The sequence below is a fragment of the Terasakiella sp. genome, assembly GCF_048267425.1.
Taxonomy (GTDB): domain Bacteria; phylum Pseudomonadota; class Alphaproteobacteria; order Rhodospirillales; family Terasakiellaceae; genus Terasakiella.
This window is the reverse complement of sequence record NZ_JBLWXN010000007.1, coordinates 89,849-105,647: the sequence shown is the minus strand read 5'-3', so window position 1 is coordinate 105,647 and position 15,799 is coordinate 89,849. Positions and strand designations below refer to the sequence as shown.

At 48.0% G+C, this 15,799-nt stretch carries 11 protein-coding genes; 8 read left to right on the top strand and 3 right to left on the bottom strand.

Annotated features, from left to right (window positions below):
* Nucleotides 1-16: 16 nt before the first annotated feature.
* A complete protein-coding gene (gene menD / locus ACN0VA_RS12175) occupies nt 17-1,708 on the bottom strand; it encodes a 2-succinyl-5-enolpyruvyl-6-hydroxy-3-cyclohexene-1-carboxylic-acid synthase (protein WP_417821417.1) in 1,692 nt (563 codons plus the stop codon).
* Entirely contained in the window at nt 1,708-3,063 is a 1,356-nt protein-coding gene (locus ACN0VA_RS12170) for an isochorismate synthase (protein WP_417821416.1), read from the bottom strand. Before ACN0VA_RS12170 ends, menD begins: the two co-directional genes overlap by 1 nt.
* Nucleotides 3,064-3,260: 197 nt before the next feature.
* On the opposite strand from ACN0VA_RS12170, the gene ACN0VA_RS12165 reads away from it, so the two are divergent.
* The 3 genes from ACN0VA_RS12165 (at nt 3,261) to ACN0VA_RS12155 (ending at nt 8,227) form a co-directional block, all read left to right on the top strand.
* Nucleotides 3,261-6,434, top strand: coding sequence for a M10 family metallopeptidase C-terminal domain-containing protein (locus ACN0VA_RS12165; protein ID WP_417821415.1), 3,174 nt, complete (start codon nt 3,261-3,263; stop codon nt 6,432-6,434).
* A 94-nt stretch (nt 6,435-6,528) separates the two neighbouring features.
* The gene (locus ACN0VA_RS12160; RefSeq protein ID WP_417821414.1) at nt 6,529-7,326 is read left to right on the top strand and encodes a substrate-binding periplasmic protein; all 798 of its coding nucleotides are present in this window, start codon (nt 6,529-6,531) and stop codon (nt 7,324-7,326) included.
* A 283-nt stretch (nt 7,327-7,609) separates the two neighbouring features.
* Complete coding sequence (locus tag ACN0VA_RS12155; RefSeq protein WP_417821413.1) at nt 7,610-8,227, top strand: hypothetical protein; 618 nt, start codon at nt 7,610-7,612, stop codon at nt 8,225-8,227.
* Nucleotides 8,228-8,232: 5 nt separating this feature from the next.
* Here ACN0VA_RS12155 and ACN0VA_RS12150 read toward each other — a convergent pair whose 3' ends face one another.
* Nucleotides 8,233-9,639: a PLP-dependent aminotransferase family protein gene (locus ACN0VA_RS12150; protein ID WP_417821412.1), complete on the bottom strand. Its 1,407-nt coding sequence runs from the start codon at nt 9,637-9,639 to the stop codon at nt 8,233-8,235.
* A 207-nt stretch (nt 9,640-9,846) separates the two neighbouring features.
* Here ACN0VA_RS12150 and ccoG point away from each other — a divergent pair, with 207 nt between their 5' ends.
* The 5 genes from ccoG (at nt 9,847) to ACN0VA_RS12125 (ending at nt 15,739) form a co-directional block, all read left to right on the top strand.
* Entirely contained in the window at nt 9,847-11,289 is a 1,443-nt protein-coding gene (ccoG, locus tag ACN0VA_RS12145) for a cytochrome c oxidase accessory protein CcoG (RefSeq protein ID WP_417821411.1), read from the top strand.
* A 143-nt stretch (nt 11,290-11,432) separates the two neighbouring features.
* Entirely contained in the window at nt 11,433-12,302 is an 870-nt protein-coding gene (locus ACN0VA_RS12140; protein WP_417821410.1) for a MurR/RpiR family transcriptional regulator, read from the top strand.
* 37 nt (nt 12,303-12,339) lie between these two features.
* Complete coding sequence (locus tag ACN0VA_RS12135) at nt 12,340-13,671, top strand: aspartate aminotransferase family protein (protein WP_417821409.1); 1,332 nt, start codon at nt 12,340-12,342, stop codon at nt 13,669-13,671.
* A 4-nt stretch (nt 13,672-13,675) separates the two neighbouring features.
* A complete protein-coding gene (locus ACN0VA_RS12130; protein WP_417821408.1) occupies nt 13,676-14,509 on the top strand; it encodes a 3-keto-5-aminohexanoate cleavage protein in 834 nt (277 codons plus the stop codon).
* Nucleotides 14,510-14,761: 252 nt separating this feature from the next.
* On the top strand, nt 14,762-15,739 hold the full coding sequence (locus ACN0VA_RS12125) for a TAXI family TRAP transporter solute-binding subunit (RefSeq protein ID WP_417821407.1): 978 nt from the start codon (nt 14,762-14,764) through the stop codon (nt 15,737-15,739).
* Nucleotides 15,740-15,799 lie beyond the last annotated feature (60 nt).

The following is a 15,799-nucleotide window of genomic DNA, read 5'->3' as shown; positions in this document are numbered from 1 at the left end:
CTCCTGTTTTTTTGTTTTAAGCTTGGGTGACGGCGTGCCAATAGGCCTTATGTGCCGCCGTACTTTGTTTTCTGTCTATCACGACTTCAATCAGATCTATACCCGCATTGGTCAAACAAGCCTGAAAAACATCAGAAAAATCTTTTATACCTTCAATTTTATAATAGGCGCGGCCATATCCCCGGGCAACCTGTGCAAAATCAGGGGCCGATGGCGTGATCCAGTACCGTTCAAAACAATCGGGATCGAGGTTTGCTTGAGCAAGATATTCAAAAATTCCGCCACCGCCATTATTCAGAACAACAAGGGTCAGATTGACACCTTCATCAATCCCCAAGGCGCTGATATCATGTGTCAGCGTTAAATCCCCAACCAACGCAACCACACTTGTCTTACGCGCAGCCCCAACCCCCAAGGCCGTGGACATATTGCCTTCGATCCCGCTTAATCCCCGATTGCACAAAACATCAAACGCCCCCTCTCCGCTATTGAGGAAACTATCCAGCAGACGGATAGGCGTAGAATTTCCACAGAACAGAATGTTTTCCGCATCCATCTTTTGCACAATCGACTGAATAATTTCCGCTTCTTGGGGCAATACCACCTCTTTTTGAATATTCAGGCATCGTTGTTCTTGTGCAGAAAACGTCCGCCATATCTGTCCACCGCTACGGGGGCTAAGCTGTGCAAATAAACGCAGACAAAAATCAAGTGGATCACACAGGATCATATCATCCACAAGCCCAAAAGGATCAGACCATCCACCGCCCCCATCCACAACCAAATGGTGACTATCTGACAAACCGGATAAATAAAGACCAAGGGATTTGGACACAGGTTGTGCCCCGAAACGCAAAACCCAGCGGGGGGCTGCCGCCTGTGTCACTTGTTCATTCTTTAAAAAGGCATCATAACAAGATAACACCCGCCCGCCCCTTGAGCGCAAATTTGCCAAGGGATCCGCCAGAACCGGGACATCACAACGATCTGCCAACTGACAGACGGCCTCGCCAAAACCTACATCAAACGGCCCTTCCCCACACACGATCACCCCATCGCCCAGTTCCATCACCTGCACAAGATCATGGATCTGTTCATCTTGCAGAACCATACGCGGATGCATCACCTGTACGGCATTTTTACGGGGCACAAGTTGGGGAATAGATGATGGTAATAAGGGTTCCCGAAAAGAAAGGTTCAAATGAACCGGCCCTGCTTTGGGGAAAAGCGATTGTTTGACCAGACGTGCACAGAGCGGGGCCAAGTGGATGCAATCATCTTCTGCCGGGGGCAATTCAGAAAAGGCACGCACAACAGACCCGAAAAGTTTAATCTGGTCCGTTGTCTGGTTCGCCCCACATCCGCGCAATTCCGGCGGGCGGTCTGCACTTAACAACACAAGGGGAATACGGGCTGCATCTGCTTCCAAAACCGCCGGATGCCAATGGGCAGGCGCCGTCCCCGATGTACAGACAAGGGCCACGGGCAAACCTGTTGATTTGGCAAGCCCCAGAGCAAAAAAGGCCGCGCTGCGTTCATCCAAAACCACATGAGTTGTCATGTTCGGATGATTATGTGCTGCCAAAACCAAGGGGGTGGAACGGGCCCCCGGTGAAATCACCACATGACAACATTTTGCACATGCCAACCCATCCATCACGCCAAAGGCCCAACGATAATTAAGCATCCCCTGATCGCTTTGTTCCATCAGGCGCCCTCCAACTCATCAAGCATGGTTTTTAATTTCAATTCTGTTTCGCATAGTTCTGCTTGCGGATCGGACCCGGACACAATCCCGGCCCCGGCTGAAAGTTCAGCCCGATCCCCGTTGATCAGCGCACAACGCAAAATCACATTTAAATCGCCGTCCCCTTGCGGGGTCATCCAGCCAAAGGCACCTGTGTACCATCCCAAACGATCTTCCTGATGGCGCTGCAACCATTTCAAAGCTGCGATTTGCGGTGTGCCACCCACGGCCGGTGTCGGATGTAAGGCAGCAGCAAGATCAAGCAAGTTCACCCCCGGTTTGGCTTGTGCCTGTATCGGTGTCCATAAATGATGCAACGCGCGTAATTTCAAAATAGACGGTTCATCTGCTGCCACGATATTATCGCATAAGGGTATGAGACGTGCGCAGATCATATCAACAACCAGCTGATGTTCGTGTCGGTCCTTGCCTGTAATATCCTGACATCCGTTGCCCATCGTCCCAGCCAGCGCATCACTTTTGACCACACCGTTTACCAGTCGGATCAATCCTTCAGGTGTCGCCGCAACAGCAATTCCGCGCGCACCGGATTGTGCAATAATGGTGCAGTTTGCATGATGATCCGACAGCGACGAAATCAACCGGGAAAGTGAAAATGGTCTTTCGCCTTGTACCGCGATACGGCGTGTCAGGACGACCTTTTCCAATTCCCCCTCTGCAATGCTTGCCAAAGCCTGCTCAACACGCGCCAACCAGATATCGTCCTGAGGATGACTGGACACGCGGGTTAACTGATTGCTTTCAGATATCGGGGGCGTACGCGTCACACTCAGTGCTTCGATCACATCGCGAACGGCTTTTTTCCAGTGTAGAAAGACCGAATGGGCGCAATCATCCGGTTTCATATCCCATGAAAATGTCAAACTCGTCATTTCATCCCGGCGTTCCAACAACAGCAGAGGCAGCATGATCGAGGCATTGGGAAAAACTTCATGGTTTTGATCATCAGAAAACGCAAACCCAGTAAACAACAATGGCCCCCGGCCTGTTTTGTCCGGGTCCAGACATTGCCAGTTTTCCCTTAATTGGCGATGATACGCCGACAGGTCTAAAAATCTATTTTCGCAAGCTGCCCGTTTTATGACCACGTGCCCCATCCCCAACACATAATGTCCTTCTTGTGGGCGGGCCCAATAACGCATGTTCTCCAAATTCTGCGGAACCTGATCAAACGTCAGATTTGGCACAGACAAAGTCAGACTGACCAACCCAGTCGTCCCAACATCCAACAAAAATCGCGCCGCTTCCAATCGGTTTTCAATACGGGAAATCATCAATGAAGAAAGCGGAGACATGGATCAAATCAGTAATTGCGAATTTTTTCATATACGGCTGATATAGCCTATCAACCATTTTAAGTCCTACGCGTCAAGGCGTTGTTGATAATGGACAAGTCACACAGGTGAAGTCGCTATTTTCTTTAAACAAACCCTAACTATTTTATGATAACGTACACTTTGGGTATATTGTTATTGATATTTTAAAATTTAAAATGGCGACGCAGAACACAACACAACAGCGCACTCAAGCAACTGATATTACGGGAGAGGGAATAGACGGCCCTTCCCCGGAAGTTGCTGCTTTCGTCGATGCTATTTTTGAGAATGCCATTGAAAACGGCGCATCCCCGCAAGAAGCCAGCAAACTTGCCTTACAAACAGCCTTAAGCTTTGGCAGTTCACCGGAACAAGCCAAATCCTTGGTTCTCTCGGCTGCACAAAATTTCTTAACCACACAACCCGAAGACTTTCTTAAAAACACAGGGGCCTTTTTCGCACCGGATGCCCCTTCGCCAGACAATTCCTCCGATGACATACCTGCGGACCCGCAATCCGCCCCGTCTTCACATCTTTTCAGCCCTGAAAAATCGATCTTTTTTACAGAAAATGATGCAGGCGATCCTCATCCCGTGACAGAGCCGCCACAACTCCATGATTTAAAGGGTCAAAGTGGCTTTGAGGCTCCACACCCTGACGACACCAGATTAACACCCCCGCAGAATTTTGACCAAACGGGTGATTTCGCGCACGAAATTGAACTGACAGAAAGCATTCTGCCGTCCCTGCGTCCACCTGCGCCCTTCCCAGAGGCACCAAAGCCGACAAACCCGCTTAATGATCTGCCCCCACCTCAAAATGTATCATCACCTGCGTCCGACACAAACGGCACCGATAACACGGATAACACGGATAATACCGATAATGGCAGCGGCACCAACATCAGTGCCGCAACCCGCACATTTTTAACCGGAAGCAACAATGCAGATACATTGACGGGCAGTGAGTCTGACGATCTATTGTTGGGTGGCGCAGGCAATGACGAATTGGCAGGGGGGGATGGCAATGACAGATATCTGTTTTCGGTCGGTTTTGGGCAGGACAATATTACCGATAGCGCAGGCACAGCCGATAAGATCGAAGGTTTTACCATTGAAAATCTATCCAATGCCCTACGCCAAGGCGATGACCTGATCCTTGATTTTTATTCCGGGGACACAATTACACTCAAAAACCATTTTCAAAACGGTAGCGAGGTTGAAATCCTTGTTTCTGGCAATGACAATTTCGGGCTAAGCGGGCAAACAAACGGGGTAAAAGGACAAATTCTGGCCGGGATCAGTGGCACAAACGATACCATAAACGGCGCAACTGGCGATGATCGCCTATTTGGTGGTGATGGTGATGATAAGCTCCAGGGTCTAAGCGGCAATGACTTTCTCGATGGGGGCAGCGGTACTGACAATGCTGTCTTTAACGGAAACTTCAACGAATACACCGTCGCCGTTTTTAAAGATGGCTATCTTGTCACCGATACGGTTGTCAATCGCGATGGCACAACCACGCTTCAAAATATTGAAAATCTGGAATTTGCCGATCAAACACTGGCCCTTAAAGATGCAATTACGCAACCCGATTATGTCACAGGTGTTCTGTATGATGATCCCTATTCCCGTTGGAACGCCGATACATCCGTGGGCACATCTGTCAATCTGACCTACAGTTTCATGGACAGTCTACCTTCCTATTATGCGCCGGGGGAAGTCGATAGTTTCAGTGTCATGTCCAGCGCACAGGAAAACGCCGTGCGCAAAGCATTGGCACATTTCAGCGAAATTACCAACATCACATTTACCGAAGTTGCCGACACGGGTGATGGTGGGCTTCTTCGTTTTGGCAATAGTAGCCAAAGCACATCTGCCGGGCAGGCCTATGCCCCCAGCGTGACCTACACACGCAATGGGGTGACATATCTGGCCAATGATAAATCCGGCGATGTCTTTATTGCCAACAATCAAACCTCCAACCAAACCCTAAGCGATGGCAGCCACGGTTATTACACACTGCTGCATGAAATTGGTCACGCAACGGGTCTGACCCATACATTTGAAGGCGACAATCAATTAACTTCGGCAACCGACAGCACACAATATTCGGTCATGTCCTATACCAATCACCCTAAATCACAAGTCGTGGATATAACGGGTGATTCCAGCAGTTACAGTTACACAACCTATCACTGGAATCCCGAAAGCCTGATGCTCTACGATGTTGCGACTTTGCAGCATTTATATGGCAGCAATACAACCACACGCACCGGGGATGACACTTATAATTTTGACCCCAACGGGCGATTTATTGAAACGATTTGGGATGCGGGCGGGTCCGACACCCTGGATGCCAGCAATTTCACCCGCAACAATATCATTGATTTAACCCCGGGGTCCTTTAGTTCCATCGGCATTTACAATCCCGTCTCCGATCAGTTGCCCGATTGGTACGCAGGCATTTACAATCCCACTTACAGCGGCGAAGACAATGTTGCCATTGCCTATGGCACCTTTATTGAAAATGCCAAAGGGGGACAGGGCAATGACCAATTAATCGGTAATTTTCTGGACAACACCCTGTCTGGTGGTAACGGGGATGACACCCTTACAGGCCATGAAGGCAATGACCTGTTGGAGGGGGGCACCGGGAACGACACTTTCGTTTTCGCCAAAACATCCGGCAACGATATCGTCACAGACAGTGGCGGAAACAATGACACGATCTCGGGTTTCAGCATTGCAAATTTGTCTCAGGCCAGCCAAAACGGAAATGATCTGATTCTGGATTTTAAAACAGGGGATCGCATCACTCTGAAAAATCATTTCCTGACAAATAACGAAATCGAAGTTTTTGCCTCCGGTTCGGATCATTTCAGCCTGACGGGGCAAACCTCAGGCGTTGTTGGACAAATCATTGCTGCCCCATCTGCCAACACCGATCTGTTAAAAGGGGCAAGCGGACTGGATTATATATTTGGCGCAAGCGGTGATGACACCTTGCAAGGTGGAAGTGGTGCCGATGTTTTAAGCGGGGGGGCTGGAAGCGATACATTTTATTTTGAACTCGGCGACGGTGACGACTCCATTCGCGATTTTTCACACGGGATTGATCATATTCAAATTAAAGGAGATGATTTTTCCATTTCCACTCTCACGTTTGAAACCATCGACACAGTTTATGACGGCACCAACGCCACCTCAACAAACGCCACTATTATTCGCGATAGTAACAACGACATTTATGTAGACAACAACGGGCAAACCGCCGGGGGATATTCCCATATCGCCAATATCGAAAACGGTGTCGATGTCGATGAAAATGATTTTACGATCATTTAAGACTATCTAATCCAACGGGTACGCAGCATAAACTTGAAGGCAATAGTCGTATGATCTAAAACAATCGAACGACCAGTGGCAAGAACACAATAAAATGATAAAAATAATTCACTATGCCCTTTTAGTCTGCTTCTGCCTTGCCTTCCTATGTGCGAGTAAGGTTACGTACGCTCAAAACGATGTTGTCAAGCTTGCGACCTTTTCCTATCCGCCCCTTTTTCACAGCAGTGAAAAGGGTGATCCTTCAGGGACTGTTATTGAAACAGTCACTTATATGTGTGAATTGGCAGACATGGATTGCCAAATTGAAATCCTACCGTTCAAACGGGCCTATCAAAAACTGGAAAATAAGCTCGTCGATGGGTTAATCACCATCAAAGTTGACCAATTTGAAAAATGTTGTACCCATACCAATTGGGAAACGCCGTGGATTGCGGGTTTTTTCTCTCATAAGTCCATCGTGGAAATCCCGAAATTGCCCGATGAAATACTCGGACAACGCCTGATCACCGTGGCCGGTATGCGTTCCCCTTACGAATTTATGCCCAGACTGGATGAATGGAGCGAGCAAAAGAAACTCACCCTGTTTTCCGCCAACAATGCCTATACAGCCACCCGTATGTTTTTAAACAAACGGGCGGATTACTTATGGGGATCAGAAGACTTCTATTGGTATTTCAACAAACAAACAGACGATATAAATTTTACATTTTTACCTTTGGTCGTGCGTCCGATTGTCGTTTGGATACAAAAAGACCGGCCGGATATTCTGGCCCGTTTCAACGCTACCTATGAACAACTCATGGGGACACAAACTCTGGATTACAAAAAATTACTGATCCCCGAGCTTATGGACATCCGTTATCAGGATGCCCCCTTTGACAAGCAATAAACGAGTATAAACCTTAACCAAAGCGCTTCATAAATTAATTAAATTGAATATACTTCAATTATAAAATAAAATTAAAAATAGGATTTTCACATATTGGGCGAAAATGCATAAATCATCCAACATAAAACCCTTAATTTTATTTTTATTGGGCATTATTTGCACAAGCACGCCCTCATTTGCGCAGAACAACGATATAAAATTGGCCACGTTTGAATATCCCCCTTTATTTCATAGTACAAAAAACGGTAAATTTTCAGGAACGATTGGTGAAACTGTTGCTTACATGTGTGAGCAATCCCAGATCACATGCCATATTGAGGCCTTGCCCTATAAACGAGCGTATCAAAAACTCTTCAACAATCAAGTGGATGGCTTAATCACCATTGATGTAAACACGTTCCAAGACTGTTGCCTTTCAAGTGATTGGCACACCGCTTGGATTGCCGGTTTTTTCTCGGAAAAACCTCTGGATGAAATCCCAAGCGCACCGGATCAGGTTTTAGGGAAAACACTCATCTCGGTTGCAGGTATGAAATCACCTTATGAATTCATGCCCGACCTCACCCAATGGGCAAAAGACAAAAAAGTCGGTCTTTTTAGCGCAAATAATATTTTTACAGCGACACGTATGTTCATCAACAACCGGGCTGATTTATTGTGGGGTTCTGAAGAATTTACCTGGTATTTTGAAAAACAGCATGCTCAGAACCGATTTAACTTTCGCCCGCTTCTGAGCTACGCCACCGTCATATGGGTCCGCAAAGATCGTCCGGATATTCTCACCAAATTGAATGCAGGTTATGCCCTGATGCAAAAAAACGGGACGTTGAATGAAAAAAATATCCTCACCGATGACTTAATGAAGACCCGCTACGTAGACGCCCCTTTTAACTACGAGTAAGCGGTTCATACAAAATTATGATCATTTACAATCCCATTCAAATAGACATCACGGATTTCCAAAAGTACTGAACGGCACTGGGACCTGTTTTCCGGCACCCCTAGGCAAATTCGAACACCATTTGGATAATCAGACATAAGGGCGAAAACATCGCTGGGCACCACACGGATAGCACGCGCGCGCAACGCAGCAACAAAATCACGCGCTGCCATATGTTCAGGCAATGACAACCAAGCATGAAAACCATCCGGGTCTGTTCTGATATCGCCTTCGGGGAACACCGTCTGTAAAATATCCTGACGGGCGCGCGCTTCTTGGCGAATCGCTTGCGTAATAAGCTCAGCACATCCACTTTTTAACAGTTGCAACGCAATGGCTTTTGCCGGGGCAGACACCATCATCGCACTGGAACGCATCACCATCGATAACGCGGAAAAATATTTCACATCCGGCACCGTCAAAAACGAAATACGAACCCCACTGGACACACATTTTGCCAACCCTGCAATATGAAAACTGCGTTCCGGGGCAAAAGACGACAAAACAGGGATATCCCAGCCAGAAATAAATCCATAGGCATCGTCTTCAACAATCAAGACATCAAATTCACGCGCAATCGCAGCAATTTCTTTGCGTCTGTCATGTGACCAAGTGACACACGTCGGATTCTGCATTGTCGGTGTGCAATACAGCATCCGCACACGATTTTCACGACAGGCCGTTCGAAAACCATCCGGACACAAACCATCCTCGTCCATTTCCAGACCGAGGCAATCAATATTCAACCGCTGACACAAGGATTTAAAACCGGGATAAACCAATTGCTCACAACACACCTTGTCTTCTGGTTTCACCAAATACATCATCAAGGCCAATAAGGCACTTTGCGTACCCGGACAGATCATAATCCGTTCCGCTATTGCCCTCTTATAGCGCCGTGAAACCCATGTGGCGGCCTGTTCTCGTTCCGCAGACGACCCGACAAAATCGTGATATCCGAACAAGGCTTGCGTTGACAACCGGGCAACCGCCTTGGACATTTCGCGTTTCATGCGGGCAATCAAGGCTGTATCATCCGGCAAGGGGGGAATATTCATCCCCATGTCAATTTCACGAAAACCGACACCACCTTGCATAGTCGGTCCCGGTTGCGCCCCCACGCGTACAAAGGTTCCTTTGCCAACTTGCGCATACACCAAAGAACGCGCAACCGCCTGCTTGTATGCCCTTGAAACGGTTGTGAAATCCACCCCGATTTTTTGTGCGAGAAGGCGTTGCGGCGGCAGCTTCTCCCCGGCTTGCAACCGACCTGACAAAATATCGCTTTCCAACGCTTCTACGATTGCCAGATAAACAGGCAGGGTCGGGTCCAGTTGATGCGGACTCCAAAAAGACGGGGATATTTCGACCATATGCAACTCTCTTTCCAGACATCTCTTCCGATATATAAGTTTTTCCATATACAGACGGCAAAGACTGGTGTTTCCATTTTGAAATAACAATTTGTATGCATCCTAATTTACATACAAATACATATATTGCGATCAAAAAATTGAAATTGAATGGATTGTGTGCTTTTGCCTATCCCTCAAGTTTGAATGAATATCGTGGAATGAACAATGCAACCCATGTCACCCAACTCCCTTTCCGCCGACACAGAAGCCGCACGCGGAGACCTTTATGTCAACCGGCAAAAAATCCATCCAAAGGCCGTCAAAGGGTTCTACCGATCCTTAAAAAACGCAACCTTGTGGGGGTTTCTTGTCTTGTATCATTTCACGCCTCTTCTGCCGTGGGCACGTGAAGGGGACAAACCCGATCAGGCCATCTTGTTCGATATACCAGGTGAACGCATTTACTTGTTTAATCTTGAGATCTGGCCGCAGGATATTTACATCCTCAGCGCCTTGATGATTATTGCCGCCATCGGTCTTTTTGTCTCAGCCACCTTGATTGGACGCGCATGGTGCGGATTTGCCTGTTTTCAAACCGTTTGGACCGACCTTTTTATGAAGGTCGAAGCATGGATCGAGGGCGACCGTAACGCCCGCATCCGGTTGGACAAGGCGCCAAACAGCATGAACAAAACCATCAAACGCATTGCAAAACACTCCGTCTGGCTTGCAATCTCATGCTTTTTCGCCTTGTCCTTTCTCTGGTACTTTCACGATCCATTGACAATCACTAAAGATCTATTTCAGGCTAATCTTACGGGCTGGACACTGGCAACATTTGCGACAATGGCAGGCATGACCTACATGATGGCAGGGTTTGCCCGCGAGCAAGTTTGTTTTTACATGTGCCCATACGGGCGTTTTCAAGGCGTCATGTTTGATGATCACAGCAAGGTCATCACCTATCAGGACTGGCGAGGCGAAGGGCGTGCCAAACCAGGCAAAAGCCGGGATTTTTCCGATCGGGGCCATTGCGTTGATTGTTCCTTGTGTGTACAGGCCTGCCCGACCGGGATCGATATTCGCGACGGACAACAAATGGAATGTATCGGTTGTGGCTTATGCATCGATGCCTGCGATACAGTCATGCAAAAATTCAACCTTCCCACCAGCCTGATCACCTACGACTCGGCCTATAACATCCAACAGGCATCCAAGGGAGAAGCGACACAAAACCCGTTGCTGCGCCCGCGTGTACTGGTCTATATCACCATCTTACTGGTCACCATTATCGCCGCAATCGCCAGCATAAACATGCGGGCTGAAACAACTGTTTCAATCCTGCGCGACCGCGCACCCTTCTTTGTTAAACTCAGTTCCGGACAAATTCAAAACGCCTATACCATCCGATTGATTAACAAATCCACACAAGACAGAAACTACACTTTACACCTGATCGGTTTGGCAAATCCTACAGTGCGCATCATCGGGCAAAAAGACGATAAACTTCACCTAAAAGCCGGTGAGGTCGGGACTTTCCGCATGATTGTCAAAAGCGACCTTCCGGGAAATACACAGGCTCGCCTGCCCATTCATGTCCAATTTTCAGACCCCGAAAAGAACGATATTCAGATTGCAGAAACCTTGTTCATCGGCCCTCAACATTAACCGGGATAAAAGGGGAAGAGGCTCCCGTCTCCTCCCCTTTTACCAAAAACAATTGCTTCATATGAAATAATTTTGCAACAATTGTTGCAAAACTAAAAGCTTGGCGCTACTCTTTTGAAGATCACATTCAAAGGTGTCCTTCAATGACGTATGACGAGCTTCTAAAGCGCATTAACGAAAGCTACCAGAATATGAGCCCACAGGTTCAACTGGCGGCGCGTTATGTTATAGACAATGCCGAGGATGTCGCCCTTGTCTCCATGCGACAACTTGCCAAAGAAGCCAACGTTCACCCCACAACGATGGTACGCTTGGGACAGTTTTTGGGCTTCGAAGGTTTCAACGACATGCGCGATCTTTTTCAACATCGTTTGCGCCTGTCCCCGGAAGATTATGTCGGACGGGCACGCGGTTTGCAACGCCAAGCCGGGCATGCCTTTGAATTGATCGAGGAAATCGAAGAAACATCCAAAAAAAATATTCATCGTACCCTGCACGGGATCGGCGCAGATGTTTTGGACGAAACGGCTGATTTTTTGCTCAGCGCCAAACGAATTTATGTGATGGGAATGCGCATTTCCTTTCCGGTTGCCTTTGCTTTTTACTATGCCTATTCCATGTTTCGCGCCAACGCTCATTTAATCGACGGCAAAGCCGGTATTGCAGCAGACACCTTGCGCGATATCGGCCCCGAGGATGTGCTGTTTGCCATTTCAAACGCACCGTTTAGCCGTGAAACCGTTCAGGCGGCACAATATGCCCGCAAAAAAGGCGCAACGATTGTCGCGATTTCCGATACTGAAATTTCCCCCATTGTCGGCCCCGGCGATCGTAATCTTATGATCCGTAATGTCTCACCCACATTTTTCCCTTCTGCCAGCGCCAGTATTGCGCTGGTGGAAAGCCTAATCGCCATTATGATTTCAAAAGGTGGCGAAGAACTGGTTGAAACTGTTGCCCAAAGTAAAGAACAGCTCGATCAATTTGATGCCTATTGGGAAGATCAAACCTGATAGCCCCCCTTCCACCCTACTATAAGGATGACAAGCGATGGCCACACATGTCTTTCATCGCAGTTTAAAAAGCAAACTCCCCCTCGCCGTTCGCGGTGACGGTCCCTATCTTATCGACGAAAACGGTAAACGGTATCTAGATGCGTCCGGTGGTGCCGCCGTTTCCTGCCTTGGTCACAGCAACGAAGCCGTGCGTGCAGCCATTCACGCCCAAGTCGATCAATTGGCCTATGCTCATACTGGCTTTTTTTCCTCCAAACCGGCGGAAGACCTTGCCGATTTTCTCATTGCCCGCGCGCCGGGCAATATGGAAGCCGCCTATTTCGTTTCCGGTGGATCCGAGGCCGTGGAGACGGCCCTTAAAATGGCGCGGCAATATTTTTTAGAAATCGGTCAACCTGAACGCAAACATTTTATCGCACGCGGGCAAAGCTATCACGGTAATACACTCGGCGCATTGTCCGTTGGCGGCAACCAATGGCGCAAAAAACAGTTTGCCCCCTTGCTGGTTGAACAGGGCCGCGTCTCCCCTTGCTATCCTTACCGGGACCAAAAACCGCAAGAAAGCGAAGAAGAGTATGCAACCCGCCTTGCTGATGAACTTGAAAACGAGATCGAACGTCTTGGGGCTGAAAACGTCATCGGATTTGTTGCGGAAACCGTTTCAGGGGCCACATTGGGTGCACAAACCGGGGTAAAAACCTACTTCCAAAAAATCCGCGACATTTGTGATCGTTACGACATCCTGCTGATCCTTGACGAAGTCATGTGCGGCATGGGTCGCACCGGCAGTCTGTTTGCTTATGAACAGGAAGGCATCGTCCCCGATATTGTCACCATTGCCAAAGGATTGGGCGGCGGCTATCAACCGATTGGGGCCACATTGGTTTCAGACAAAGTCTATCGCGCTTTTCAACAAGGTTCCGGCGTTTTTATGAACGGGCATACTTATCTGGGGCATCCAATCGCTTGTGCCGCCGCCTTGGCCGTTCAGAAAGAGATCGAAAAACACAATCTGATCGAGAACGTTCAAAAAATGGGGAGCTACTTGGATAAAAAACTCCATGAGGCCTTCGACAAGCATCCTCACGTTGGCGACATTCGCGGACGTGGCCTGTTCCGTGCTGTCGAATTTGTCGAAGATAAAAAAAACAAAGCCCCGTTTGATCCTGAGTTTTCTTTAAATACAAAACTCAAAAAAGCGGCAATGGATTTAGGCATGATTTGCTACCCCAATGGCGGCACCATTGACGGACGACTTGGTGACCATGTCCTGCTTGCCCCTCCCTTCATTGCAGATGAAGCCTTGATTAACGAAATCGTATCACGCTTGGCTCGTGCCCTTAACCGTGTCACCGGGCGGGAATAGTCTCATGAAAAACGATATGATGTTATGCGTTGCCCCAAATGGGGCGCGCCTTGGCAAAGCCGATCACCCTGCCTTGCCCATCACCCCGGACGAACTGGCTGATTGTGCCGAAGATTGCGTGAAAGCCGGGGCCGCAATGATCCACCTGCATGTGCGTGATTCTAATGAACGACATGTTTTAGATGCAGAACGTTATAATGATGCCATACGTGCGATTCGGGATCGCATGGGCGATAATATTGTTATTCAGGTCACAACAGAGGCCGTCGGACAGTATCAAGCAGAACAACAACGCGATATGGTCCAATCCCTCAAGCCCGAAGCTGTTTCCTTGGGCCTGCGCGAGCTTCTACCAGAAGGCGCAGATGAGCAGACATTTGCTAAGTTTTGGCAATGGATGAACCATGAAAGAATCTGGCCTCAAGTTATCCTTTACGATGAAAACGACATTCAACGTTTTCTGACTTTGCGCAACAAAGGTCTCTTTGGACAAGGCCATCTTTCCATCCTGATCGTTTTGGGGCGCTATGGACAACAGTTGGCCAAGCCGCAAGACCTTCTGCCTTCTTATCACCTGATCAAAGACCAACCAGATCTGGATTGGAGCGTCTGCGCGTTTGGACAGTATGAAAATGCCTGTATTTCACTGACAGCTGCCCTTGGCGGTCATGGGAGAATCGGCTTTGAAAACAATCGCCTACTTGCAGATGGATCAACAGCCCCCAACAATGGGGAACTGGTCGCACAAGCTGCCCTCAGCGCCCGGTTGACAGGACGCGAACCGATGAGTGCCACCACTTTACGATCCTTGCGCATTAAACGACCAATTGGAGAATAAAAAAATATTTTTCAAAGGGATGTTGAAATATTTGTTTTGATAGTCATTTGAAAGAAACAACTGTTGCAGTTCTATTTCAACTATGCTTAGGTATTACCATTAATGATTAAAAAAGCAAAAATGCTTTTCGTCCGGTTAGGGCAATAAACAACCAAAGTCATACTGAAGTGGCGTAATGAAATGCCATTTCAGATAAAGGCCCGTGAAAACGGGCATAAGTCAGGATTCATATCCGAAACGGGAGAGTTAAATATGATCTTTAAAAAAGCCTTTGTTGCAACAGCTGCAGTTATCGGTTTCGCTGCTGCATCTATGGGGGTTGCTCAGGCAGAACAAAAATTCATCACAATCGGTACAGGTGGCGTAACCGGTGTTTACTATCCGACCGGCGGTGCGATTTGCCGTCTGGTGAACAAGGATCGTAAAACTCACGGTATCCGTTGTTCCGCAGAATCCACAGGTGGTTCTGTTTATAACATCAACACCATTCGTGCAGGTGAGCTGGACATGGGTGTTGCCCAGTCCGATTGGCAATATCATGCTTATCACGGCACAAGCAAATTTGAAGAAGCCGGTCCGTTTAAAGAATTACGTGCTGTTTTCTCTGTACACCCGGAACCGTTCACGGTTATCGCACGCGCAGATAGCGGCATTAAAAACTTTATGGACCTCAAAGGTAAACGCGTAAACATCGGCAACCCCGGTTCCGGTCAACGCGGCACAATGGAAGTTTTGATGAAAGCACTGGGCTGGACCAAAGACGATTTCGCCTTGGCGTCCGAGTTGAAAGCCGCTGAACAATCCAAAGCCTTGTGTGATAACAAAATCGACGCGATGGTTTATACTGTTGGTCACCCGAATGGCTCCATCAAAGAAGCCACAACATCTTGTGACAGCGTTGTCGTAACCGTTGACGGACCTGTTGTTGAAAAACTGGTTGCTGACAATGACTACTACCGTATCGCCACTATTCCGGCCGGTATGTATCGCGGCAACCCGGAAGATACCAAAACATTTGGTGTCGGCGCGACATTCGTTTCTTCCACAAATACACCGGCAGACACTGTTTATCAGGTTGTCAAAGCTGTGTTCGAAAACTTCGATCAGTTCCAAAAATTCCACCCGGCATTTGCGAACCTGAAAAAAGAAGAAATGATCAAAGATGGCCTGTCCGCTCCGTTGCATGACGGCGCAGCCAAGTACTACAAAGAAGCTGGTCTTCTGAAGTAAGTATATGCTTTAAATGCGAACAAAAAGGGGGAGCTTGTGTGCAAGCTCCCCCTTTTTTCC

Bases quoted from the DNA above. Each gene is read 5' to 3' on its own strand.
- menD (WP_417821417.1), bottom strand. From the start codon at position 1,708: ATGGAACAAAGCGATCAGGGGATGCTTAATTATCGTTGGGCCTTTGGC.
- ACN0VA_RS12170 (WP_417821416.1), bottom strand. From the start codon at position 3,063: ATGTCTCCGCTTTCTTCATTGATGATTTCCCGTATTGAAAACCGATTG.
- ACN0VA_RS12165 (WP_417821415.1), top strand. From the start codon at position 3,261: ATGGCGACGCAGAACACAACACAACAGCGCACTCAAGCAACTGATATT.
- ACN0VA_RS12160 (WP_417821414.1), top strand. From the start codon at position 6,529: ATGATAAAAATAATTCACTATGCCCTTTTAGTCTGCTTCTGCCTTGCC.
- ACN0VA_RS12155 (WP_417821413.1), top strand. From the start codon at position 7,610: ATGTGTGAGCAATCCCAGATCACATGCCATATTGAGGCCTTGCCCTAT.
- ACN0VA_RS12150 (WP_417821412.1), bottom strand. From the start codon at position 9,639: ATGGTCGAAATATCCCCGTCTTTTTGGAGTCCGCATCAACTGGACCCG.
- ccoG (WP_417821411.1), top strand. From the start codon at position 9,847: ATGCAACCCATGTCACCCAACTCCCTTTCCGCCGACACAGAAGCCGCA.
- ACN0VA_RS12140 (WP_417821410.1), top strand. From the start codon at position 11,433: ATGACGTATGACGAGCTTCTAAAGCGCATTAACGAAAGCTACCAGAAT.
- ACN0VA_RS12135 (WP_417821409.1), top strand. From the start codon at position 12,340: ATGGCCACACATGTCTTTCATCGCAGTTTAAAAAGCAAACTCCCCCTC.
- ACN0VA_RS12130 (WP_417821408.1), top strand. From the start codon at position 13,676: ATGAAAAACGATATGATGTTATGCGTTGCCCCAAATGGGGCGCGCCTT.
- ACN0VA_RS12125 (WP_417821407.1), top strand. From the start codon at position 14,762: ATGATCTTTAAAAAAGCCTTTGTTGCAACAGCTGCAGTTATCGGTTTC.